We start from the raw sequence: 23,971 nt of genomic DNA, 5'->3' as shown, positions 1-23,971 counted from the left end.
CTCTTCTTGTTCTTGACATAATTCTGCTAATTTAAGGTTTTTAATCCTATCTTAAATTCACACAAAAAGTTGTACGTTTTTTGGGGAGCAGCATAAATAGTAGTTTTGTTTTGTAGATATTTAATTACATGCACAGTCCTTATAATAACTCGAATGAAACATATAGTACTTTCCTTTTTATTATTAATTATTACTCCTTCTTTTGCACAACAAAAAAAGAAATCAATAGGTTTCATTGAAAACAAAGGACAAATTACAGACCAAAACGGAAAACCAAATCCAGCCGTTCAGTTTTTATTAAATACTGATGGATTAAACGTTCAAATAAAAAAACATGGATTCTCCTATGATATTTATGAAGTTATAAAAAAGCCTGTAAAACAGCGTATCGAGGGCAGCAATACTTTTTCATCGCTAGCAAAAAACGATAATAAAACACCGGATTACACTTTAGAATATGTATTTCACAGAGTAGACATTGATTTTGTTAATTCCAATCCAAACGTAGAATTAGTTACAGCCGAAGCTTCAAAAGATTATGATAATTATTACAATGTCCCGAATAAACCCGAGGGTGTCGTTAACGTGCATCTGTACCAGCAAATTACATATAAAAATATTTATCCCAATATTGATGTGGTTTTTTTTGTTCCAAAAGACACTTTAAAAACAGTGGAATATAATTTTGTGGTACACCCAAAAGGTAAAATTTCGGATATTCAAATGAAGTTTAATGGAGTCAAAACGGATTTAGTCGATAACAAAATCCAAATGAATGTTCGTTTTGGTAAGATGGAAGAAACCCTACCCGCTAGTTGGAGAGAAGAAGGAGAAATCAAAAGAAAAATTACTGTTGGTTACAAAAAAATCAAAAATAATATTTATGGTTTTGAAACTGCAAATGCTATTTCTAATAAAACAGTAATTATAGACCCTGTTCCGGTGCGGTTGTGGGGGACTTATTATGCCGGAAATAATAGTGAATACTCAACTGACATATGTAATGACAAAAATAATAATGTTTATTTTTCAGGCTATACATCAAGCACCACAAATATAGCTACATCAGGATCTGCACCAGTACCATATTATTATAATAATGGATTTATAGTAAAATTCGACTCAAATGGAACAAGAATTTGGGGTGTTTATTATTCTACTACTCCATCAACTATTAAAGTAGATTCTAATGAAAATCTATACTTCACAGGAGAAACTTGGGGAGAAACAAATGTATCAACTCCAGGATCACATCAGCCACTACATGCGGAGTATGACGATGCCTATTTAGTAAAATTAAATTCTTTCGGAATAAGAGAATGGGGAACTTATTATGGAGGCTTTTCATCCGATAAAGGAAATGATATTAGTTTTGACAATGACAACAATGTTTATTTGGTTGGTGTTACAAGCAGTTATGGAAATATTGCAACAAATAATACTCATCAACCTACCCATGCATTAGGGTACCTTGATGATGATGGTTTCATTGCTAAATTTACTACTCAGGGAGTTAGAGTTTGGGGCAGTTATTTTGGTGGAACCGATGGGGATCAAATTCTTTCATCAAATATTTCTGATGATGGATTTTTATATATAACTGGTAATACCCGCAGCACTGCAGGTATATCAACTTCAAATTCTTACCAACCAAATATGATTGGCTATGCCTCTGGTATGATTTCTAAATTTACTTTAGATGGACAAAGAATTTGGGGTACCTACTTTAATGGAAATACAAGTGCCTCTATTACAAAATCAAAAATAAAAAACAATTTATTATATTTTACTGGGATTACAAATAGTCGCGATAATTTGAATAGTAATGGAACTTTTAATGAAAATTACATAGACTTACCAAGGAATTTCGGTTTCAGTAGTTATATTTCCAAATTTGATCTTACTACCCAAAGTTTAGTTTGGGGTACTTATTTTGGAGAATTCATACAGGATTTAAAAGTAAATTCAAACAATAAAGTTTTCGTTACAGGATGCACAGATCAGGATACAGGTATTGCAACTACTGGATCATTTTCTTCAAGCAGGCAGAGACAAGATGCCTATCTAATAAAGTTAAATGAAATCGGACAAAGAGAATGGGGCACTTATTATGGAGGAGATGGTAACGAAGGAGTCAATGGAGCTGCAGATGTTAATAATAAAATGTCATTGGATCAATTGGATAATATTTATTTAGTTGGTAATACAACCAGCACTACCGGGATTTCAACTGCAGGGGCACATCAAGAAAATTACATGCTAAATTCAGTAGGTGGATTAAATAATATATATTTAGCAAAATTTCAAGACTGCCTATCGAATCCTTTAGCCTTTAGCAATTCCCCAATCTGTATTAGTAATACCATCGAATTAAATGCTTCCGGCGGAACCAATTATACTTGGACGGGGCCAAACGGATTTACTTCTACTCTACAAAATCCAACTATTCTTAACGCAACAACTTTAAATAGCGGCGAATACCGTTGTTTAATTACGGGAACAGGCGGTTGTGATGATACAAAAACAGTCGCTGTAATTGTTGGAGATATTGAATTGCCAATTCCAGATAGTACAACCCTACCAACACTTACCGGAGATTGCAACACAGTAATTACTACAATCCCAACAGCAACAGATAGTTGTGCAGGTACGATTACAGCGACGACTGCAAGTGCACTTTCCTATAGTTTACCCGGAACCTATACGGTGGTTTGGAATTATAATGATGGAAACGGAAATACAGCAACACAAAACCAAACGGTTACTATTACTCCTCAACCTTTACCAACTGCAACTTCTCCCCAAACTTTCTGCATCCAAGAAAATGCAACCATTAACGACATAATCATCTCAGGACAAAACATAAAATGGTATGATAGTTTAACCAATGGATCACTTTTATCAATTACAACTTCATTACAAAACGGAAATACTTATTACGCTTCTCAAACCATTAACAGTTGCGAAAGTGAAAGAATTCCTGTCCTCATAAACATTCAAAATACACTCGCTCCAACAGGAAATGCAAATCAAACTTTTTGTTCCAGTCAAAACCCTACTTTAGACACCGTCCAGATTTCTGGAACTTCTATAAAATGGTATAACTCCTCTGGAACGCTATTGTCTAATTCAACTTCTTTGCAAAACGGCATGACTTATTATGCAACTCAAACTATAAATACTTGCGAAAGCGAACGAATTGGAATCACCATTTCAATTGTAAATACGCCCGCTACTCCAACTGCAAATGCAAATCAAAATTTCTGTAAAAAAGAAAACGCAAGGTTGAGCGCTATCCAAATAGCTGGACAAGACCTAAACTGGTATGAAACTAATTTTAGTGCAATTAGTTTACCAAATTCTACTTTACTTGAAAATAACAAAAGCTATTATGCCTCGCAAACTATAGGTTGTGAAAGTGACAGAATTGCTATTTTAATTCGAATTTATGACACTCCACCTCCAACAGGTAACACTAATCAACAATTTTGTATTGATGAAAATGCACAAATTTCCAATCTAAATATTTTGGGTTCCAATATTAAATGGTATGATGCCTTAACCAATGGAACGGCTTTAGCTGAAACAACTGTATTATCAAATGGCGTAACCTATTACGCTACGCAAACATTAAATGACTGCGAAAGTGAAAAAATAGCAATTACGGTAACGATTCAGGATACACAAATACCCATTGGTAATCCAAACCAAACTTTCTGCATTCAAGAAAATACAAAAATTAGCAATATCGCTATCGAAGGACAAAACATAAAATGGTACACAAGCCTTTCCTCTTTAACTACATTATCTGAATCGATTGTACTTGAAAATGAAATGACTTATTACGCATCTCAAACTATAAACAACTGCGAAAGTTTACGAACTCCGATAACAGTGAATATTCTTGAAGCAACAAATGCAGGCTGTCTTGATTTAGTAGATGAACTTCCTTACCCAAAATTCTTCACGCCAAACGGAGATGGGTTTAATGATACTTGGACTATTAATTTTGCTTATTTGAAACCTAATACCGGAATTAAAATCTTTGATCGCTATGGGAAATTAATAACAGTTCTAAATCAAAATGAAACTTGGAACGGAACTTATAATAATCAACAACTTCCCGCCACTGATTATTGGTTTATAGCCACTCGAGCAGATGGAAAAGAAGACAAAGGGCATTTTAGTTTGAAACGATAGAAAAAGATCGGCTGAAAAATTTCAGTCGACCTTTCTATTTTAAAATCTTTTATATTTTAAAATTTATGCTCCTCTTTATTAATCACCAGTAATGCAAACAACGAAATACAAGCCGCTATGGTCAGATAAAATCCAACGTAAGTCAAACTATAAGTGCTTGCTAACCAAATCGCAATCATGGGTGCAAAAGCAGCTCCCAAAATTCCAGCTAAGTTAAAGGTCAAAGAAGCTCCTGAATACCGAACGACAGTTGGAAATAATTCAGACAAAAAAGTACCCAACGGACCATAAGTAAATCCCATCAAAGCCATTCCAGTGCATAAAAATACAGTAATCATGACCGAACTTCCTGAGTTCAAAAAGTAAGAAAATGCAAAACCAAACACCGCAATAGCAGTTGTGGCAATAATCAGCATTTTACGTCGCCCGATTATATCAGCAACAACCGCCGAAATGGGAATAAACGCCGCAAAAAACAGTACCGAAAACAACTGAATCAATAAGAAATCTCTTTTTGCAAAACCTAAGTCGGATGTAGCCCAACTCAATGTAAAAACTGTCATTAAATAAAAAACTAAAAAGGTAGTCACGGCAGCAAAAGTCCCAAAAATTAATTGGTTTTTATACGATTTAATCAGCGTTAAAAAGGGGATTTTTACCTCTTCCTGTTCTTTTTTTGAGTTTTCAAAAGACGGAGTTTCAGTGATTTTAGTTCGAATATAAAAACCGATTACGACCAAAAGTGAACTAGCTATAAACGGAATACGCCAGCCGTAATTCATAAAATCGTCATTACTCAAGGTATCGGTCAATAACAAAAATGTTCCGCCGGAAAGCAACAAACCAATAGGAGCACCAAGTTGTGGAAACATGCCGTACCAAGCTCTTTTATTTGGTGGTGCATTTTCAATAGCTAACAATACCGCTCCTCCCCACTCGCCTCCTAAACCAACACCTTGCCCAAATCGACACAACATCAACAACAAAGGAGCCGCAACTCCAATACTGGCATAACTGGGTAAAAAACCAATAGCTACAGTCGAAATTCCCATAGTCAATAAAGCAGCTACCAAAGTAAATTTACGTCCTATTTTATCACCATAATGTCCAAAAAACGCGGAACCAAGCGGACGCGATAAAAAAGCAATTGAAAAAGTAGCTAATGATTGTAAAGTCGCCAAGGTGTTATCTGAACTTGGAAAGAATAATTGTGGAAAAACCAATACAGCGGCATTCGCATAAATATAAAAATCAAAAAACTCTATCGTAGTACCTATTAAACTACCAAAAAGAACATGTTTTACTGAGTTTTTAGCGTTAGGCATTGAATTATCTTTCATAAGATTGTTAAAAATATTTCAATAAAAATGATACTATTTTTCGAAAGTAACAAATAAATAATTCCAATAATTAATGGTAAATTAGCATCTTATAAAATTTTATTATGCCAACCGACTGTATCAGCTATCAGAATTCCGGATATTTCTCTCCTTTGATGAATGATTATTTAGACCAAAAAACCAATTTATCATCCTTATATAACAGATTTCCAACACTTGAAAGCTTTGAAGCTCAAATTCTTGAAAAGCAAAATAACTTTGATAACGCTTCCCGAGAAACGCTGGTTACTGTTTTACAAAAACAATATTTAAAAGTTGAAACTTCCGCAATAACGGAACAAAACATTAAGGATTTAGCACTTCAAAATACATTCACCGTTACCACTGGGCATCAATTAAACTTATTCAGCGGACCGCTTTATTTCTTGTACAAAATCATTTCGACTATTAATTTAACAACCGAATTAAAAGCGAAATATCCAACCTATAATTTCGTACCCATTTACTGGATGGCAACCGAAGATCATGATTTTGAAGAAATCAATTATTTCAATTTTAAAGGCAAAAAATTCCGTTGGAATAAAGAAAGCACAGGTCCCGTTGGACGATTGTCTACTGATGGTTTAGCTGATTTCCTAGACGTTTACAAACTGGAATTGGGTTCCAATACGAATGCCGAAACGTTGAAAAAATTATTTGAAGATTCTTATCTATCGCACAACAACCTAGCCGATGCTACACGTTTTTTGGCAAATGCACTTTTTGGCGCGTATGGATTAGTTATTTTAGATGCTGATAATGCCGATTTAAAACGTCATTTCATTCCATTTGTAAAAGAAGAATTACTACACCAATCCTCCCACAAATTAGTTTTAGAAACTGCCGAAAAATTAAAAGAATATACGATTCAAGTTAATCCCCGTCAAATAAATTTGTTTTACATCGAGGATAATGTTCGCGAGCGTATTCTTTTTGAAGAACAGAAATACAAAGTAAATCATACAAAAATTGAGTTTTCTAAAACAGAAATTCTAGCATTATTAGAAAATCATCCAGAAAAATTCAGTCCTAACGTAATTATGCGTCCATTATATCAGGAAGTAATTCTTCCTAATTTATGCTATATCGGCGGAGGTGGAGAAATTGCCTATTGGTTGGAATTAAAATCCTTTTTTGCTGCTGCAAAAGTAACTTTTCCAATCCTTTTACTTAGAAACTCTGTCCTATTGGCAACTGAAAAGCAAGCTAAAAAAGCAGACAAATTAGAATTGAATTGGGAGAATTTATTTTCGAAACAGGACCATTTAGTAACTACTAAAACCAAAGAATTATCAGATTTCCCAATCGATTTAGTAGATTTGAAAGCACAATTACAAAAACAATTTAGTAGTCTATATGATGTAGCGAACAAAACGGACGAATCTTTCCTTGGAGCTGTAAAAGCACAAGAAAAAAAACAAATCAAAGGTTTAGACAATCTAGAAAAACGTTTGTTAAAAGCTCAAAAAAGAAAATTAAATGACGTGTTAGAACGCATTACCAACTTACAAAGCGAGCTGTTCCCTAACCAAAGTTTACAAGAACGCCAAACTAATTTTTCGGAATTTTATTTGGAATTCGGCGAAAATATCATTCCAGCGTTGGTTCAGCAACTCAAACCATTGGACAATCAATTTGATATTATTGTACTTTAATCAGACAACCGTTATTTGAATGCCGAATTTGTAAAAATAATCAATAAAAAAATACTATTTTTGCACAAAATTTAAAAAATAAAAAGATGGCTACTAATAGAACATTTACAATGATTAAGCCTGATGCTGTTGCTAACGGACACATCGGAAACATACTTGCAATGATTACAACTGCAGGTTTCAAAATCGTTTCTTTGAAATTAACACAATTAACAATTGCTGATGCTCAAGCTTTTTACGAAGTACACGCTGCAAGACCTTTCTACGGTGAATTAGTTGAATTCATGTCAAGAGGACCAATTGTTGCTGCTATTTTAGAAAAAGACAATGCAGTTGAAGATTTCAGAACTTTAATTGGTGCTACAAATCCTGCTGAAGCTGCTGAAGGAACTATCCGTAAAGCATACGCAACTTCTATTGGTGAAAATGCAGTTCACGGTTCTGATAGCGATGAAAATGCAGCTATCGAAGGTGCGTTCCATTTTGCTGGAAGAGAGCAATTTTAATTTCAGATTTCAGATTGCTGATCTGAGATTTCAAATTTTAATAAAAAATTCCCGTTTCCAATAGAAGCGGGAATTTTTATATTTACTACAATCTGAAATCAAAAATCGTTAATCAGCAATCTAAAATCATTATCGCAAAACCACATCCTTCACCACGTCACGTCGTAGTTCCTCATTTATCATCGCAACAATTTTAGATTTCCCATGACTTAATTCTTCCCGCAAAACAGACGAAGTCAACTCAACATACAACGTACTTCCTTTCAAAACCACATTGTTCGTATAACTGTTCACGCCATTTCCCATTAAGTTTTTCCAAGCGTCTTTCACGTCAATTTGGTCCATTCCGGGTTGCAGTTTATTCACCTGGATAATTTGTTTCAAAACATCCCCTATCGTACTTTGATTATTTAGTCGTTTTGCCATCGCCCAGTAAATTTATTGGTGTTGCTTTTTTGTAATGATATTCTACTTTTTCCTTGTTCAACAGCACTAATTCTCCCGCTGAAACAGCAATTAATTCCTCACTCCACTTCATATAAGGCGTCGAATAGTCTAAGAATACTTTGTCATCCGCAAATCGAACTGTTACGTTTTCATACGTATCGTTCACCACAAACGTACCGTCTAATTGCGGCATCACTTTCTTCCTAATCCCTTTATTATTCTTTATTTCGAAATAATCATACACCTCATTCATCCCGTATTCTTTGTCCTTTATGGAATCAAAAACTACCTTCTCCACTTCCCAATATCCATTTATTTTTGAAATATCTTCTGGCTTTACCTTTTGCTGACAAGCCACAAAAAGAAATGCCAAAAATAGAATGCTAACTGTTTTTTTCATAATACTAATTATTTTTAGGAGCTGTTTCCTGCTTTACGCTTCAATCTTTTTATCCGCTGAAAAAGCGGCTAAAAAAGGATTTACGCTGCAATCAGGGCTAGGGAATTTGTGATTAATCGCGTTTATTCTAGATACAAAGTTACTCTTATTAACTTCAAAGAAAACAAAAATTTCAGAAACACTTTAAACTATTTTCTATATTTTTGGTGGTAAAGGAATTAGAACTAAATCAGTAGCAAGATGTCAAAAATAATCTACAGTCTCTTCATCGTATTATTGTGCAGCAGCTGCAGTTCTGAAACCACGGAACCAATTCCTACTCCACCAACAACTGAAAACCTTTATTTTCCACCTTTAACTGGTACTACTTGGGAAACAAAATCAATTGCAAGTTTAGGTTGGAAACAAACCGCTGTACAACCGCTACTAGATTATTTAGAACTCAAAAAGTCTAAATCTTTTATCATTCTTGTCAACGGAAGAATCGTAATGGAAAATTATTTTAACGGTCATGACGCCAATACTTTTTGGTATTGGGCAAGCGCCGGAAAAACACTAACCTCAACTGTAACAGGAATAGCACAACAAGAAAACCTCATCAACATCAATACTAAAGTTTCACAATACATAGGAACCGGTTGGACGAGTTTGCCTTTAGCTAAAGAAAATTTAATTACAAACAAGCATCTACTCAATATGACTTCCGGATTAGATGATAGTACAGATGATGTTGATCCAGCAAGCCTTAAATATAAATCTGATGCAGGAACGCGTTGGGCGTATCACAATGTATATGTGAAATTACAGGATCTGATCGCGCAAGCCTGCGGACAAACTTGGAATTCCTATTTCAATACCAAATTGAAAGATAAGATAGGAATGGATGGCGCTTGGTTTCAATTAGGCAACAATTCCGTTTATGGAAGTAATTCGCGTTCAATGGCGCGTTTTGGTCTTTTAATCTACAACAAAGGAAAATGGGAAAGTAACACGATAGTGAATGAAAACTATTTATATGAAGCTACAAACACTTCACAAACAATCAATCTAGGATACGGTTATTTATGGTGGTTGAATGGAGAATCAAGTTATCATTTGCCGCAAAGCCAACTGCAGTTTAATGGAAGTCTAATACCAACAGCTCCGGCCGATATGTACATGGCATTGGGTAAAAATGATCAAAAAATCTATGTAGTTCCCAGCAAGAAAATGGTCGTTATCAGAATGGGTCATATTGCAAATCCAGACAATCCAACTTTTGCCTTATCCGATTTTGATGAAACCTTATGGCAAAAAATAAGTGCTTTGTATCAATAAAATTACTTAGTTTTCAAACGTTTCATAAAACCCAAAACAAAGAAAACCAAACCTATTATCAATAAAAAATAATAGAAACCAAGACTTTTATCTCGGACAAGGTTTACCAATATAAAAGAAATGACACTCACTAAATAAAGATACATCGGAGGTGTATTTTTTAAAGACGAAAAATCCATTCTAATCACTATTTAAAAAAACTATCTACAAACTCATACTTATTAAACACCTGAAGATCCTCAATTCCTTCTCCAACACCAATATATTTTACTGGAATTTGAAATTGATCTGAGATTCCTATTACAACCCCGCCTTTGGCAGTTCCGTCTAGTTTTGTAACAGCTAAGCAAGTCACCTCAGTAGCTGCTGTAAATTGTTTTGCTTGTTCAAAAGCATTCTGACCAGTTGATCCATCCAAAACTAATAACACATCATGTGGTGCATCACCAACTACTTTTTGCATCACTCGTTTTACTTTGGTCAACTCGTTCATCAAGTTAATTTTATTATGCAATCGACCTGCCGTATCAATAATAACGATATCCGCATTTTGAGCAACAGCAGATTGTAAGGTATCAAAAGCTACTGAAGCGGGATCACTTCCCATATCTTGACGGACAATAGGAACACCTACTCGATCTGCCCAAATTTGTAATTGATCAATCGCCGCGGCACGAAAAGTATCGGCAGCACCCAAAACAACATTATAACCTTGTTTTTTAAATTGATACGCTAACTTGCCAATGGTAGTAGTCTTTCCAACACCATTTACCCCAACTACCATCAAAACATAAGGCTTGGTCTGAATTGGAATTATAAACTCAGTACCCTCACCAGAATTGGTCTCTGACAATAAAGCCGCAATTTCTTCTCTGAGAATTTGATTGAGCTCCTCTATTCCCATATATTTATCTGAGGCAACACGACTCTCTATTCTTGTAATAATTTTTAGAGTTGTATTGACACCAACATCTGATGCAACAAGGATTTCTTCTAAATTATCTAAGACTTCATCATCAACTTTTGACTTTCCTGCAACAGCTTTGGTTAACTTCGAAAAGAAATTTGTTTTTGATTTTTCAAGACCTTTGTCTAATGTTTCTTTTTTCTCTGATGAAAATATTCTTTTGAAAAAACTCATTGTATAAATAGTATTAAGAATGAAGTATTTAAGTCCAAAGAACCAATACGTTTTCTAATGGTAAATATAGAAAATAAAAAAGCTACTTCCGAATGAAAGTAGCTTTTCTATATAATGTTAATTGAATATTATTTCTTTTTCAAGAATTCATCAACTGATTCTGGTGTCATTATAGATTCTACGAATGTATATGCACCTGTTTTAGGAGATTTCACCATTTTGATGGCTTTTGATAATCTCTTAGAAGCTGTCTGTAAGGTTGCTACTGTTTTCTTTGCCATGACTAATAATTATTTAATTTCTTTATGAACAGTTACACGTTTCAAGATTGGATTAAATTTTTTAATCTCTAATCTGTCTGGAGTATTTTTTTTGTTCTTTGTTGTTATGTATCTTGAAGTCCCTGCAACACCTGATGTTTTGTGTTCAGTACATTCTAAAATTACCTGGATTCTATTACCTTTCTTTGCCATCTTGCTATTTTTTTATTTTGGAAGGGATTATTTAATAAATCCTTCTGCCTTCGCTTTTTTCAAAACTGCAGCGATTCCATTTTTATTAATTGTTTTTATCGTAGATGCTGCTACTCTAAGAGTAATCCATCTATCTTCTTCTGGAAGATAAAAACGCTTTTTAACTAAGTTCACAGAAAATTTTCTCTTAGTTTTGTTCATAGCGTGAGAAACGTTATTTCCTACCATCGCTCTTTTACCTGTAAGGTCACAAACTCTTGACATTATACTTATCTTTTATCGTTATTCAAAATCAGGGTGCAAAGAAAAGAAAAATAAACCTATTAACCAACATTATTAACGCACATTTTTTAAAATTTCTTTCTGCAACAGCTCTAAACTTTTAATTACTGCTCTATCTATCACTTTTTCACGGGGTTGACCAAAATTAAATTCTTCAACAATTATTTCGCTTGGCGTTGCCAATGCAATAAAAACAGTCCCAATTTCAGCATTAGAGTCCCCTTTTGATGGTCCTGCGTTTCCCGTTGTCGCAATTGCATAATCTGTTTTCATCATCTTTTTAACACTCAAAGCCATCGCCGAAACTACTTCCTTACTCACCACAGAATATTCCTTTATGAGACTTTCTGGTATGCCTAAAACATCAATTTTAACCTCTGTTCCGTAGGAAACTACACTCCCTTTAAAATAACTTGAAGCACCAGCAATAGCGGTCAAAACCTGTGCGATTTTACCTCCAGTACAACTTTCAGCTGTTGATAACGTTTTATTTTGTTTTACCAGCATTTTACCCACTACAACCTCTATCGTCTCATCATCGTCAAAACCCACGATAATATCATTGATTAAAAGATCCAGCGACTTTACATTTTCAGCTAGAGCAGCTTCTAATTTTTCTTTGTTAGTACCCCGTGCCGAAAGACGCAAACGAACTCTTCCAGGTGCTGGCAAATAGGCCAATTTAATAAATTCTGGAAGATTATTTTCCCAATCCACTATTCGTTCCGCTACTATACTTTCGCCTTGACCGTAGGTCAGAATGGTTTTATGAATTATAAAAGGACGCTCGTATTCCCGAATTACTTTTGGTATAATTTCGTGCTCTACTATATATTTCATTTCATAAGGAACTCCGGGAAGAGAAATAAAAACAGTATTCTCTTTTTTCATCCACATTCCAGGCGCTGTCCCCAATTGATTATGCAAGACCGTACATTTTGAAGGGACTAATGCTTGATCTCTATTAATTTGGGATGCTGCTCTATTCATAACCCGCTCAATAAGCTCGACTACATGCTTCTCTACTGTTTTATCAACAATTAGTTCATCTTCAAAATAATCACAAAATGTCTTCTTTGTAATATCGTCTTTGGTTGGTCCCAAACCGCCCGTGATAATCACTAAATCTACTTTGTTTTGTAGCGCAGCAAAAGTGTCTAAAATATGCGCTTTATCATCACTTATCGAAATCATTTCATTGATTTCAACGCCAATTTTATCCAATGACTTGGCTATAAAACCAGAATTAGTATCTACAATTTGGCCTATTAAAATTTCGTCACCAATGGTAACTATGGTTGCTTTCATTTTTCTAATGCTATTTATTTTATACCGTTGTAATCAAAAAGAGAAACATACTATAGTTAGCACATTTCTCTTTTTCTTAAGGAAGTATTTTACCTAATTTTATTTTCATCGGAGCTTCTTGAAATTTGTTCAAAGCGAAAATCTTCTCTCATCAAAGTATTAAAACGAGACCAGAATAATCGCAACGAGTAGCCCGACATACTTTTCAGTGAGTCAAGACGTAATATTACAAATCAAAGTCTTTTTTGATTTCTTTGATCGCGTCGTTCACTTGATTTTTCACACTCTTAAAAGTTTCTTTGATGTCTTTCTTTTTTCCCTCGGCTTTGGTCCACGCTTCGATTTGAAGAATCTCTTCAAAAGCCACATTTAAACCCATTAAATCAAGCGTTGGTTTTATCTTGTGCGCATAAGCATAAGCATGCTTGTGGTCTTTCTTTTTTATTCCTTCTTTGATTTGCAATAAATCTTCTGGAACTTCAGTAACAAACAAAGTTAGAATTTCGTTTACAAATTCTGGATCGTTGTCTGAAAGTGCGTACACTTTTGAAAGGTTGTAATTTATAGCCATTATTTTACTTGTATTCTAAATAGTTGTTGTCCCTCTAAAAATCCTTCTAGTACATCATCGGGTTTTACTGCTGCAACCCCTTCCGGAGTTCCTGTAAAGATAATATCACCAATTTTTAACGTAAAAAACTGAGAAACGTATGAAATAAGCTCATCAATTTTCCACAACATAAGACCGGAATTACTCATTTGCACGGTCTTACTGTTATTTGTTAATTCAAAAGTAATATTTTCTAATGAACTAAATTGACTTTTAGGCAAAAATTCACCTAGTACTGCCGAACCGTCAAATGCTTTGGCTTTCTCCCAAGGCAATCCTTTAGCCTTTAACTTATCCTGTAAATCGCGAGCAGTAAAATCGATTCCGACACTAATTTCGTCATAATATTTATGAGCAAACTTAGGTTCGATGTATTTACCGACTTTACTAATTTTGACAATAATTTCAATTTCATGATGCACCTCTTCTGAAAATTCAGGAATCACAAATGGATGCTGCTTCAACAAAACAGCCGAATCCGGCTTCATAAAAACCACGGGCTCCGTAGGTCTTTCGTTATGCAATTCTTCGATATGATTGGTGTAATTTCTACCTATGCAAATAATTTTCATTTCGTACTTTATTAAATAATGGAAGAGTTCAAAATTAGCTAAATTTATTATTCAGTTTTCGAAGTTTGATAGCAGTCAATACTTTTTTAGTATACAAAGGAAAATCAGCATTTTGAATCCAACTAAAATAACCAGGCTCTGTTTCCAGAATTTTATCCACTTTGATTCCTTTATGCTTTCCAAATGCAAAAATCTCTTCATTATCTTTATCAAAAGCAATCATTCCTGCAAAATCAGCAATCTTCTTTCTTGTTGAAAATTCCGAAAGTAGCTTCATGTCATTTTCCAATTCAGGATAGCGATCCAATTGCGCTTTCAGGATTTCATAGGTTGCCATAGTATCCGCCTCCGCAGAATGCGCATTTTCCAATCCTTTATCACAATAAAATTTTAAAGCTGCAGATAACGTTCGTTCTTCCATTTTATGAAAAATAGTCTGAACATCTACTGACACTTTTCCCTTCATGTCAAAATCTACTCCAGCACGCAATAATTCCTCCGCCAACAACGGAATATCAAAACGATCCGAATTAAATCCAGCCAAATCACTGTCTTTTATCATATTGTAAACTTGCGCAGCCAACTCATTAAAAGTAGGTTCATTAGCCACTTTTTCGTCGGTAATTCCATGAACGGCTGTGGTTTGCGCCGGAATTGGAATCGTTGGATTCACTAACCATGTTTTACTTTCTTTATTTCCGTTTGGAAAAACTTTGAATATTGAGATTTCTACAATTCTATCTTTTCCGATATCTATTCCAGTTGTTTCAAGATCGAAAAAGCAAATTGGTTTATTGAGTTTGAGTTCCATTTTTAATTTTTGTGTGATTACAAATATAGAAATTTGGGATTAATTTTGTTTCACCTTTGACCTTTAAAGTTCTAAAAAACATGACAAAAACAAAAAACCCGACCAATTTATAAAAACGAGTCGGGTCTAAAATACTATTATCTATTTTTAAATATCTCTGTTGACGTCAAAAGCTTCTAAATATTCAGCTACACGTTTTACAAAACTACCTCCTAATGCACCATCTACAACACGATGATCGTAACTGTGCGATAAGAACATTTTTTGGCGAATGCCTATGAAATCACCTTCCGGAGTTTCAATAACTGCTGGCATTTTACGAATAGCTCCCAATGCTAAAATTCCCACTTGTGGTTGATTTAAAATTGGTGTACCAAAAACACTTCCAAAAGTACCTACGTTCGTTACTGTATAAGTTCCACCTTGCGTATCATCTGGTTTTAGTTTTCCAGCTTTAGCACGACCTCCTAAATCGTTTACCGCTTTGGCCATTCCTACTAAATTCAATTGATCTGCGTTTTTAATAACAGGAACAATTAAGTTTCCGTTAGGTAACGAAGCTGCCATTCCAAGGTTGATGTTTTTCTTTTTGATAATGAAATCACCATCTACAGAAATATTCATTCCCGGGAAATCTTTCAGTGCTTTTGCAACTGCTTCCATGAAAATTGGCGTATACGTCAACTTCTCCCCTTCTCTTTTTTCAAAAGCATTTTTATTTTTTTCTCTCCATCTCACAATATTCGTCACATCCACTTCTATAAAGGATTGTACGTGCGCAGATGTTTGTACGGAAGCCACCATATAACCCGCAATTAATTTGCGCATTCTATCCATCTCAATAATTTCGTCTCCACCACTTACTGATACTGGAGCCGCTTTTTGAGCAACTGGAGCCGAAACTATTTTTTGAACTGCCACAACCGGAGTCGACACAGCTGGCTGATTTGATCTGCTTTTTACGTACTCTAAAATATCATTTTTAGTTACTCTTCCTTCTTTTCCAGTTCCTGAAATCGCTTCTAATTCCGCAACAGAAACCCCTTCTTCTTTGGCGATATTTTTCACTAAAGGCGACAAGAATTTTTCAGAATCAGAAAAGTCTACTGGAGCGGCAACACTTTCTTTAGCAGCATCAACAGTTTTTGCAACTTCAGCTACGACAGCAGCAGGTACCGCTTCTTTAACGATTGATACCAAGTCACCGCCTTCGGTTTCGATTATCGCAATAGTCTGACCTACTTGAACCAGATCATCCTTTCCAAACAATTGTTCGACTAAGATTCCCGAAACTTCGCTTGGCACTTCACTGTCTACTTTATCAGTAGCAATTTCAAGTACTGCTTCATCGGCTTCTACTTTGTCTCCAACTTGTTTCAACCAATTTGTAATGGTTGCTTCTGCAACGCTTTCTCCCATTTTAGGAAGTTTTAATTCAAATCTTGCCATATTGTTAACCTAAAAGGTAATTTTGATTTTCAGTTTGCGAAATTACTAAATATTTCAATTATAAATTACATTAAATGCAATTTTTTACTCGATTTTAATAACCTCACCTCTTTCGCTACTATTGTTACTTCCTATTAAAAAATTAGCTTTTTTTGGTATTATTTTAAACGTAAAGCCTGTATTCTTTAAAGATTCAAGAATAGCGATGCTTTCTTTAAATGAAAGGAATTCGTTATCCAGAATAATTTCCACTCGGTCTTTATTTTTAATAGAAGACGAATTTACCATTTTTTCTGTTTTTAAATCGTGAAACGATACTTTTTTTTGCAATACAACGCGGAGTTTATCTGCTAATTTTTCGTTAGATGAAAATAAAAGATAGGAGTTTGGACTGCTTTTTACTTTGGATTTCCCTTGAAACATTTTTACAAAAGAAAAAAATACAATTCCCATTTTCATAAAAACAGAAAAAAATGCGGAACTAAAACCATCGGAACTAAAATGTTTTTGATAAAAGAAGTTCATGGCCTCTTGAAAACGCTTCATATAAGTCCCATCCTTGATTGTACTTTCGCCTTTGTAGTGAACAACAGTCGTTTCATGGAAATAATAATTGAATTTCCCTTTTTTAGAAATCATGTAGGACAAATCAATATCATCGGAATACATGAAACAATTTTCATCGAATCCACCTACTTCACAATACAACTCTCTTTTCATCAGCATAAAAGCACCCACCAAAATTGCAACTTTTCCAGTTTGATCTTGGTTTAAATGTTGCGCATAATAACTCCCAAAAAGTGGTGATTTAGAAAACAATCGATACAATCCAGTGATTTTGGTAAAAGCCACCCAAGGCGTGGGAACACCCCGCTTACTTTCACGCAGAAAATTGCCAGTTCCATCAATCAGTTTACAACCTATAATCCCTAAATTAAATTGTTTATTGGCAAAAGCCAACACTTTTAAAAACGTATCTTCGGCAACAACGGTGTCAGGATTGAGAATGCAAATATATTCCCCACAAGCTTCAGCAACAGCGCTATTATTTGCTTTCGAGAAACCAGCATTCTCCTTGTTTTGAATGAGTTTTATGTTTGGGAAGCGTTGCCTCATCATTTGACAACTATCATCCTGCGAATTATTATCGATGACAATAATCTCGCCATCAATGTCTTCTAATGCACTTTGAACGCTTAAAACACATTGTTCGAGAAAATAGCGAACGTTATAATTAAGGATAATAACTGATAATTGCATTTTCAAAGATAGATTTTAAGATGTAAAGCCACAATAATTCCAAAAAAAATACACGGTTTCTATTTATCGTCCAAAATCATCTTGCAAACGAACAATATCATCCTCATCTGAAGGATTTTCAGCATCAGTGTGTTGCCAAATTTCAGCTACAATTCCCCAAGAATCTAAACCTATTAAACGGTGTCGTTCCCCTTTTTCTAGTTGGATAAAATTTCCTGGTATAAGTTGCTGAATCTTACCTTCTTCATCTGTCAAACTGGTTTTCACCCCTACAACTCCTGAAAGTATCTTCCACAACTCTGCCCTGCGAAAGTGATATTGCCAAGACAAACGTTTGTGAGGCGCAACTACCAGAATCTTTGGGCTTAACTTATTGGTAATTTTAATTGTTTTCAGATCAAGATGCGGAAAAAATGCAGCGGCAAATTCAGGAGCTTGGCTTTCATCAATAACAAAAAAACCTCCCCAAGGTCTTGTCTCATCTTGTTTTTCAATCGTAAAGCTTTCCTTTTTTAAAGCTGCTACTAGTTGTTCAAAAACAGCTTTTTTTTCTAAAGTATCCGGGATATTAAGATTCATTTTTAGTGTTTTAAAAGTATAAAAGTGTTATTTTTAATGAGATGCATGCTACCAAAAGTTTCTACAAATACTAAAATCACTTACTTACCATGTATTCTATCGAAAGATTTTTCACTCCTCTTGAGAGGCTCTTCCTTTTTTTTTTCCAAAGTTAAGCATAATTGTGATTTTATTTCCTTCAAAAAACTAGAGAAACAAGATTTGTTGCTTGTCTATTGCGGTTAATTGACATTTCTATACCACAAATTGTTTTCCTATCGACTAAGTTAGAATTCTTTTTTCGAGAGAAAACGTGCTACTTCAAATTCATGTAAACAAAAATCATTCTTTCTCAATTCCTTCTTTAGTCTTTAAAATCGCTTACTTTTGAAAGATAGAAGGAAGTATTAAACCTAATCTAATTGAAGCATTGAGAAAGACACTCTTATTATTATCGCTACTAACCGCTAGCATTGTTCAATCCCAAATTTCAGGATGTACGGATCCACTTTCAAAAAATTACAATCCAAAAGCTACCACAAATGATGGCAGTTGCCACTATGCTTCGGTAAAAATCAAGCCAAAATATTCTGTAAAATTAAATGCAGGTCTAAAAGAAACTTCTGGTTTAACACAAAGTGATTCGCTCTTTTGGACAATCAATGACGATACCGATACCGTTCTTTATGGCGTTGACACAATTGGTATTATTAAAAATAAAATACCGCTCAAAAAAGTATCAAACACAGATTGGGAGGAAATAGCGCAAGACAATAACTATTTTTACATAGGTGATTTTGGAAATAATGCCAGCGGAAACAGAAAGGATCTTCGTGTTTTACGAATCGAGAAGGAAGCACTTTCAAAACCGATTCAGAGGATTGATACCATTTCGTTTTCCTATTCCAATCAAACTAATTTTAATAAAAAACCTGCTAATACTACTGATTTTGACTGCGAAGCTTTTATTGTTTCCGATGACAGTATTTATTTGTTTACGAAGCAATGGAAGCACAAAAAAACAAGTGTGTATGCCTTACCAAAAATTCCAGGTACTTACATTGCCAAGTTGAAAGAGACTTATAACACAAAAGGATTAATTACTGGAGCAACCTATTTACCTAAAAAACAACTACTTGTTTTATCAGGATACAATAGATTTTTATCGCCTTTTATTTACCTTTTATACGATTACAAGACAACTCATTTTTTCTCTGGCAATAAAAGAAAGATCAAAATTGCACTTCCTTTTCATCAAATAGAAGGCATCGCTACGCTAGATGGCCTACATTTTTATTTGACCAATGAAAATTTTGTCAGAAAACCAGTAGTCGATGTAACACCGCAATTGCACCAACTGGATTTAAGTCCGTTTTTAGGTAATTTTCTTAATCAATAAGTCTTGAAAAGCTTCATATTCAAACAAACTATTCGCAATTAGTCATTTAATAGTTTACTTTTGCCAAAAATTTAGCCTTGTGAATTACTTATCAGTCGAGAATATATCCAAATCTTTTGGGGAAAGAACACTTTTTGAAAACATTTCTTTTGGAATTAACAAAGACCAAAAAATTGCTTTTATAGCCAAAAACGGTTCGGGGAAAACCACTATTATGAGCATTATAAATGGCTTGGACGAGTCGGATACCGGGCAAGTGGTGTTGCGAAAAGGCATCAAAATGGCTTTCTTGTCGCAAAACAATAATTTGCAGGAAGAATTGACCATTGAAGAAAGCATTTTTGCCTCTGATAATGAGATTTTGAAAGTTATTGAAGCCTACGAAAAAGCATTAGAAAATCCAGAAGACGAAGAAGCGTATCAAAAAGCTTTTGACGGAATGGACCAGCACAATGCGTGGGATTTTGAAACGCAATACAAACAAATTTTGTTCAAATTAAAGTTGGAAGACTTTAAACTGAAAGTAAAAAACCTTTCTGGTGGCCAGAAAAAACGTTTGTCATTAGCTATTATTTTAATCAACCGTCCGGATTTATTAATCTTAGATGAACCTACCAATCACTTAGATTTAGAGATGATTGAATGGCTAGAAACTTATTTTGCCAAAGAAAATATTACGTTGTTTATGGTGACGCACGACCGTTTCTTTTTGGAACGTGTTTGTAACGAAATCATCGAACTCGACAACGGAAAATTATATTCCTACAAAGGAAATTACTCCTATTATTTAGAGAAAAAAGAGGAGCGCATCGCTTCCGAAAATTCGAGTGTCGATAAAGCACAGAATCTTTTTGTGAAGGAATTAGAATGGATGCGCCGTCAGCCAAAAGCGAGAACGACCAAATCTAAATCGCGTCAGGATGATTTTTATGACATCAAGGAAAAAGCACAAAGTCGCCGTCGCGAAAATAAAGTGGAACTTGAAATCAACATGGAACGCATGGGAAGCAAGATTATCGAGCTTCACAAAATCTCCAAGAAATTTGACAACCATGTGATTTTGGATAATTTCAGTTTTGACTTTCAACCGGGAGAACGCATTGGGATTATTGGAAAAAATGGTACAGGAAAATCAACTTTTTTAAATTTATTGACTGGTGGAATTCCGCTTGATGGCGGAAAAGTAGTGATTGGTGAAACCATAAAACTAGGCTACTATACCCAAAGTGGTATTAACCCAAAGCCGGGACAACGCGTTATTGATGTCATTAAGGAATACGGTGAATTTATTCCATTGATGAAAGGAAGAATGATTTCGGCTTCACAATTGTTAGAGCGCTTTCTTTTTGATGCCAAGAAACAATATGATTTTGTTGACCGATTGAGTGGTGGTGAATTAAAGCGTTTGTATTTGTGTACCGTTTTGATTCAGAATCCAAATTTCTTGATTCTCGATGAGCCTACGAATGATTTGGATATTGTGACTTTGAATGTCTTGGAAAGTTTTCTTTTGGATTACCCTGGATGTTTGGTAGTGGTATCCCATGATCGTTATTTTATGGATAAAATTGTAGATCACTTATTCATTTTTAGAGGAAAAGGTGTTATTGAAGATTTTCCTGGGAATTATTCTGATTTTAGAGCCTATGAAGATAGTGCTGATGTAGCGCAAAAAGAGGAAAACAAAGCTGAGAAAAAAGACTGGAAGCAAAACAACCCAACAGGAAATTTAACTTTCAATGAGCAAAAAGAATACCAAAAGCTTGAAAGAGAAATCAAGGATTTGGAGCTAGATAAAACTAAAATCGAGCAGTTATTCGCCGATGGTAAAGTGGCTGATGCCGACATTGAAAAGAAAGCCAAAGAACTCGAAAATATCATCAACAAAATTGAAGACAAAGAGGAAAGATGGTTTGAGCTGAGCGCAAAGATAGAAGGATAGCCCCCTAACCCCCGAAGGGAATAAAAGTAAACATTTTATATTATTTAAAACCCCAACACTTTTAGTGGTACTGAAAATGTTGGGGTTTTTATTTAAAATTATAATCTTAAAAAGTTTTTGTACATTAGCTAATAAATAATAAAAATCGAAATGAAAAAATATCTCCCTCTTTCTGATTCATCATCAAGGAAACCAGTTAAAATAATGCGTATATTTATACTAATAGCCTTTATCGTTTTTGGCATATTCCATTTAGGAAAGGATTGCGCAAATTACGACAAACGTCATGCTGCATCTTTAAACAAAACTAGATAGGCAGTTTTTAATACTTGCATACTAAGTTGAAAAAAAACCACAACAAAATCCAATTCTGCTGTGGTTCTTTTATTCTATAACCTTTTTAATTCCCCTTTAGGGGTTAGGGGCCCACTACCAAGGAATAGGATTGTAATCCTTCAAAAACTTCCCACACCAATGTTTTCCGGTATTGATTCCATCAAACAACGGATCCATCACACGTGCCGCACCATCTACAATATCTAATGGCGGTTGGAAATCTTCTTCTTCCTGTTTTCTTTTTGCTAGTTCAGCTGGATCTTCATCAGTCACCCAACCGGTATCCACGGCATTCATGAAAATTCCGGCTTTCGCCAAATCTCCTGCTGCAGTGTGCGTCAGCATATTTAGAGCCGCTTTAGCCATATTGGTATGCGGATGACGGGCTTCTTTAAAAAAACGATGAAACTTACCCTCCATTGCTGAAACATTGATGATGTGTTTTTTTCCTGTATTGTCTTTTTTCATCACTTCCGAAAGACGGTTGCACAATACAAAAGGCGCCACGGAATTAACGAGCTGCACTTCGATCATTTCGGTAGTTTCGATTTGGCCTAGTTTCAATCTCCAACTATTGGTTTTGCGCAAATCGACTTGCTGCAAATCGGCATCAAGCTCTCCCTCTGGGAAAACTTCAGTCGCCACCAATGCATTATCAAACGAATATGGAATTTGAGATAATTTGGCGGAAGCCCGCAAACCAATTCCTGGCTCTGGTCCGTGCCAAGTCACCGGCATATTTTGATTGGAAGAAATCCCAATGGTTAACACTTTTAATTCCTCCAAACAATCCGTGTGATCTAACAATAATTCTTGCGCTTGTTTAGGCAAAGATGCGATTTGACGTTCTTCGTTTTCCATCAAATGTGCATAAAATCCTGCTGGACGTCTCACCGTTTGCGCTGCATTATTAATCAGTATATCCAATCGTTCGTATTTTTGCTCAATAAAATTGCAGAAAATTTCCACGCTAGGAATGTGTCGCAAATCCAATCCATGAATTCTGAGGCGATGTCCCCAATCTGCAAAATCATCTTCTTTAGAAAATCGCAAAGCAGAATCCACCGGAAAACGAGTCGTAGCAATAACAGTAGCTCCACCGCGCAACAACATCAACGTAATATGATACCCAATTTTCAAACGCGAACCTGTGATAACAGCAACTTGCCCTTTGACATCAGCGGTTTGAAACCGTTTGGCATAATTAAAATCGCCACAATCGGTACACATCGTATCATAAAAGTGGTGCATTTTAGTAAACTCGGTTTTACAAACGTAACAGTTTCGTGGCGTTTCCAGCTCCAACTGCTCTTTGTGGGCAAGATCATTAAAAGCCAGTAATTTTGGCGCCACAAAAATACTAGCTTCGCGAGCATATCGGATTCCTGTCTCTTTTCGGGCGGTTCTATCTTGCTTTTCTTTTTTGCGTTTAGCGACTAATTTTCCGTCTTTTTTTCTACGGGAAAGCTCTTCTCGATCGGGTCTAGAAAACTGACCTGCCACTTTTATTAATGCCGTTCGTTGATCTTTAGGGATATCAAATATTTGGTCCGTATCGGAATTTAATTGTGCTAAAATGGCGATACATTTCTCTATTTCGTCTGAAGTTATGGCCGTTTTGGTATCTGTTAGTTCAATCATTATTGTAAAAAGTGAATATAATTCTGGTGCAAATTCTAAGCGCGCAAATATAGACTTTTTAAAATCGGAAAGTTTCAAAGTCAAAACGCTATTTCACAGAGATCCTCAAAGGAAACGCAGAGACTCGCAAAGTTTAGTTTATTGATTTTCATATTTCAATAAATCTCCATATGTCTTTGTGTTTTTGCTTCTTGAATTCAATTAATAAATGCGAAAGTTAGGAATCTCAAAGAAAGATGAAATATTTTTTCAGAACAAAGAAAAGAAAATTAATTCTTTTCCCTG

21 protein-coding genes are annotated in these 23,971 nt (G+C 34.9%); 6 read left to right on the top strand and 15 right to left on the bottom strand.

The window, feature by feature from the left end:
* Window positions 1–153 precede the first annotated feature (153 nt).
* Entirely contained in the window at window positions 154–4,200 is a 4,047-nt protein-coding gene (locus tag BUC11_RS16840; RefSeq protein WP_073355178.1) for a DUF7948 domain-containing protein, read from the top strand.
* Window positions 4,201–4,256: 56 nt separating this feature from the next.
* Here the strand turns inward: BUC11_RS16840 and BUC11_RS14375 are convergent, their stop codons facing one another.
* Window positions 4,257–5,540: an MFS transporter gene (locus BUC11_RS14375; RefSeq protein ID WP_073355177.1), complete on the bottom strand. Its 1,284-nt coding sequence runs from the start codon at window positions 5,538–5,540 to the stop codon at window positions 4,257–4,259.
* 104 nt (window positions 5,541–5,644) lie between these two features.
* Here BUC11_RS14375 and bshC point away from each other — a divergent pair, with 104 nt between their 5' ends.
* Together bshC and BUC11_RS14365 are read left to right on the top strand one after the other, a co-directional pair.
* Window positions 5,645–7,234 (top strand): bacillithiol biosynthesis cysteine-adding enzyme BshC, encoded by a 1,590-nt coding sequence (gene bshC, locus BUC11_RS14370; protein WP_073355174.1) that lies wholly within the window; start codon window positions 5,645–5,647, stop codon window positions 7,232–7,234.
* An 86-nt stretch (window positions 7,235–7,320) separates the two neighbouring features.
* Entirely contained in the window at window positions 7,321–7,740 is a 420-nt protein-coding gene (locus BUC11_RS14365) for a nucleoside-diphosphate kinase (RefSeq protein ID WP_073355172.1), read from the top strand.
* 129 nt (window positions 7,741–7,869) lie between these two features.
* Here BUC11_RS14365 and BUC11_RS14360 read toward each other — a convergent pair whose 3' ends face one another.
* Complete coding sequence (locus BUC11_RS14360; RefSeq protein WP_073355171.1) at window positions 7,870–8,166, bottom strand: DciA family protein; 297 nt, start codon at window positions 8,164–8,166, stop codon at window positions 7,870–7,872.
* Window positions 8,147–8,587, bottom strand: coding sequence for a lipocalin family protein (locus tag BUC11_RS14355; RefSeq protein WP_073355169.1), 441 nt, complete (start codon window positions 8,585–8,587; stop codon window positions 8,147–8,149). Before BUC11_RS14355 ends, BUC11_RS14360 begins: the two co-directional genes overlap by 20 nt.
* Window positions 8,588–8,827: 240 nt before the next feature.
* On the opposite strand from BUC11_RS14355, the gene BUC11_RS14350 reads away from it, so the two are divergent.
* A complete protein-coding gene (locus BUC11_RS14350; protein ID WP_073355168.1) occupies window positions 8,828–9,904 on the top strand; it encodes a serine hydrolase domain-containing protein in 1,077 nt (358 codons plus the stop codon).
* A gap of 187 nt (window positions 9,905–10,091) precedes the next feature.
* On the opposite strand, the gene ftsY is transcribed toward BUC11_RS14350, so the two are convergent.
* The 11 genes from ftsY to BUC11_RS14295 all read right to left on the bottom strand — a co-directional run bounded on the left by ftsY (window position 10,092) and on the right by BUC11_RS14295 (window position 18,389).
* Window positions 10,092–11,045: a signal recognition particle-docking protein FtsY gene (ftsY, locus tag BUC11_RS14345; RefSeq protein WP_073355166.1), complete on the bottom strand. Its 954-nt coding sequence runs from the start codon at window positions 11,043–11,045 to the stop codon at window positions 10,092–10,094.
* A 128-nt stretch (window positions 11,046–11,173) separates the two neighbouring features.
* On the bottom strand, window positions 11,174–11,326 hold the full coding sequence (locus BUC11_RS14340; protein WP_072675716.1) for a DUF4295 domain-containing protein: 153 nt from the start codon (window positions 11,324–11,326) through the stop codon (window positions 11,174–11,176).
* A 9-nt stretch (window positions 11,327–11,335) separates the two neighbouring features.
* The gene (gene rpmG, locus BUC11_RS14335) at window positions 11,336–11,518 is read right to left on the bottom strand and encodes a 50S ribosomal protein L33 (protein ID WP_017495179.1); all 183 of its coding nucleotides are present in this window, start codon (window positions 11,516–11,518) and stop codon (window positions 11,336–11,338) included.
* Between the two features lie 27 nt (window positions 11,519–11,545).
* Window positions 11,546–11,782, bottom strand: a complete 237-nt coding sequence (gene rpmB / locus BUC11_RS14330; protein WP_073355163.1) for a 50S ribosomal protein L28 — start codon at window positions 11,780–11,782, stop codon at window positions 11,546–11,548.
* Between the two features lie 72 nt (window positions 11,783–11,854).
* A complete protein-coding gene (locus BUC11_RS14325) occupies window positions 11,855–13,108 on the bottom strand; it encodes a CinA family nicotinamide mononucleotide deamidase-related protein (RefSeq protein WP_073355162.1) in 1,254 nt (417 codons plus the stop codon).
* A 226-nt stretch (window positions 13,109–13,334) separates the two neighbouring features.
* Entirely contained in the window at window positions 13,335–13,679 is a 345-nt protein-coding gene (locus BUC11_RS14320) for an Hpt domain-containing protein (RefSeq protein WP_073355160.1), read from the bottom strand.
* Window positions 13,679–14,290 (bottom strand): fumarylacetoacetate hydrolase family protein, encoded by a 612-nt coding sequence (locus tag BUC11_RS14315; protein ID WP_073355159.1) that lies wholly within the window; start codon window positions 14,288–14,290, stop codon window positions 13,679–13,681. The genes BUC11_RS14320 and BUC11_RS14315 overlap by 1 nt, the downstream gene beginning before the upstream one ends.
* A gap of 34 nt (window positions 14,291–14,324) precedes the next feature.
* Window positions 14,325–15,101 carry a 3'-5' exonuclease gene (locus BUC11_RS14310; RefSeq protein ID WP_066078036.1) on the bottom strand — a complete coding sequence of 259 codons (777 nt, stop codon included), beginning with the start codon at window positions 15,099–15,101 and terminating at the stop codon, window positions 14,325–14,327.
* A gap of 147 nt (window positions 15,102–15,248) precedes the next feature.
* Window positions 15,249–16,550, bottom strand: a complete 1,302-nt coding sequence (locus BUC11_RS14305; RefSeq protein ID WP_073355157.1) for a dihydrolipoamide acetyltransferase family protein — start codon at window positions 16,548–16,550, stop codon at window positions 15,249–15,251.
* Window positions 16,551–16,634: 84 nt separating this feature from the next.
* Window positions 16,635–17,810, bottom strand: coding sequence for a glycosyltransferase family 2 protein (locus BUC11_RS14300; protein ID WP_073355156.1), 1,176 nt, complete (start codon window positions 17,808–17,810; stop codon window positions 16,635–16,637).
* A gap of 63 nt (window positions 17,811–17,873) precedes the next feature.
* Entirely contained in the window at window positions 17,874–18,389 is a 516-nt protein-coding gene (locus tag BUC11_RS14295) for a cupin domain-containing protein (protein WP_073355154.1), read from the bottom strand.
* A 409-nt stretch (window positions 18,390–18,798) separates the two neighbouring features.
* Between BUC11_RS14295 and BUC11_RS14290 the strand changes: the two genes are divergently transcribed.
* Both BUC11_RS14290 and BUC11_RS14285 read left to right on the top strand, forming a co-directional pair.
* Entirely contained in the window at window positions 18,799–19,767 is a 969-nt protein-coding gene (locus tag BUC11_RS14290; RefSeq protein WP_073355152.1) for a hypothetical protein, read from the top strand.
* 79 nt (window positions 19,768–19,846) lie between these two features.
* Complete coding sequence (locus tag BUC11_RS14285) at window positions 19,847–21,709, top strand: ABC-F family ATP-binding cassette domain-containing protein (RefSeq protein ID WP_073355150.1); 1,863 nt, start codon at window positions 19,847–19,849, stop codon at window positions 21,707–21,709.
* Window positions 21,710–22,138: 429 nt separating this feature from the next.
* Here BUC11_RS14285 and BUC11_RS14280 read toward each other — a convergent pair whose 3' ends face one another.
* Window positions 22,139–23,686, bottom strand: coding sequence for an SDR family NAD(P)-dependent oxidoreductase (locus tag BUC11_RS14280; RefSeq protein ID WP_073355149.1), 1,548 nt, complete (start codon window positions 23,684–23,686; stop codon window positions 22,139–22,141).
* Between the last annotated feature and the right edge of the window lie 285 nt (window positions 23,687–23,971).

Source organism: Flavobacterium xanthum (genome assembly GCF_900142695.1).
GTDB lineage: Bacteria > Bacteroidota > Bacteroidia > Flavobacteriales > Flavobacteriaceae > Flavobacterium > Flavobacterium xanthum.
The sequence above is the reverse complement of the archived record's forward strand: the minus strand, read 5'-3'. Positions and strand labels throughout refer to the sequence as shown.

Bases quoted from the DNA above. Each gene is read 5' to 3' on its own strand.
- BUC11_RS14355 (WP_073355169.1), bottom strand. From the start codon at position 8,587: ATGAAAAAAACAGTTAGCATTCTATTTTTGGCATTTCTTTTTGTGGCT.
- BUC11_RS14305 (WP_073355157.1), bottom strand. From the start codon at position 16,550: ATGGCAAGATTTGAATTAAAACTTCCTAAAATGGGAGAAAGCGTTGCA.
- BUC11_RS14295 (WP_073355154.1), bottom strand. From the start codon at position 18,389: ATGAATCTTAATATCCCGGATACTTTAGAAAAAAAAGCTGTTTTTGAA.
- BUC11_RS14375 (WP_073355177.1), bottom strand. From the start codon at position 5,540: ATGAAAGATAATTCAATGCCTAACGCTAAAAACTCAGTAAAACATGTT.
- rpmG (WP_017495179.1), bottom strand. From the start codon at position 11,518: ATGGCAAAGAAAGGTAATAGAATCCAGGTAATTTTAGAATGTACTGAA.
- BUC11_RS16840 (WP_073355178.1), top strand. From the start codon at position 154: ATGAAACATATAGTACTTTCCTTTTTATTATTAATTATTACTCCTTCT.
- ftsY (WP_073355166.1), bottom strand. From the start codon at position 11,045: ATGAGTTTTTTCAAAAGAATATTTTCATCAGAGAAAAAAGAAACATTA.
- BUC11_RS14280 (WP_073355149.1), bottom strand. From the start codon at position 23,686: ATGATTGAACTAACAGATACCAAAACGGCCATAACTTCAGACGAAATA.
- BUC11_RS14360 (WP_073355171.1), bottom strand. From the start codon at position 8,166: ATGGCAAAACGACTAAATAATCAAAGTACGATAGGGGATGTTTTGAAA.
- BUC11_RS14350 (WP_073355168.1), top strand. From the start codon at position 8,828: ATGTCAAAAATAATCTACAGTCTCTTCATCGTATTATTGTGCAGCAGC.
- BUC11_RS14300 (WP_073355156.1), bottom strand. From the start codon at position 17,810: ATGCAATTATCAGTTATTATCCTTAATTATAACGTTCGCTATTTTCTC.
- BUC11_RS14310 (WP_066078036.1), bottom strand. From the start codon at position 15,101: ATGGAACTCAAACTCAATAAACCAATTTGCTTTTTCGATCTTGAAACA.
- rpmB (WP_073355163.1), bottom strand. From the start codon at position 11,782: ATGTCAAGAGTTTGTGACCTTACAGGTAAAAGAGCGATGGTAGGAAAT.
- BUC11_RS14325 (WP_073355162.1), bottom strand. From the start codon at position 13,108: ATGAAAGCAACCATAGTTACCATTGGTGACGAAATTTTAATAGGCCAA.
- BUC11_RS14320 (WP_073355160.1), bottom strand. From the start codon at position 13,679: ATGGCTATAAATTACAACCTTTCAAAAGTGTACGCACTTTCAGACAAC.
- BUC11_RS14365 (WP_073355172.1), top strand. From the start codon at position 7,321: ATGGCTACTAATAGAACATTTACAATGATTAAGCCTGATGCTGTTGCT.
- BUC11_RS14340 (WP_072675716.1), bottom strand. From the start codon at position 11,326: ATGGCAAAGAAAACAGTAGCAACCTTACAGACAGCTTCTAAGAGATTA.
- bshC (WP_073355174.1), top strand. From the start codon at position 5,645: ATGCCAACCGACTGTATCAGCTATCAGAATTCCGGATATTTCTCTCCT.
- BUC11_RS14315 (WP_073355159.1), bottom strand. From the start codon at position 14,290: ATGAAAATTATTTGCATAGGTAGAAATTACACCAATCATATCGAAGAA.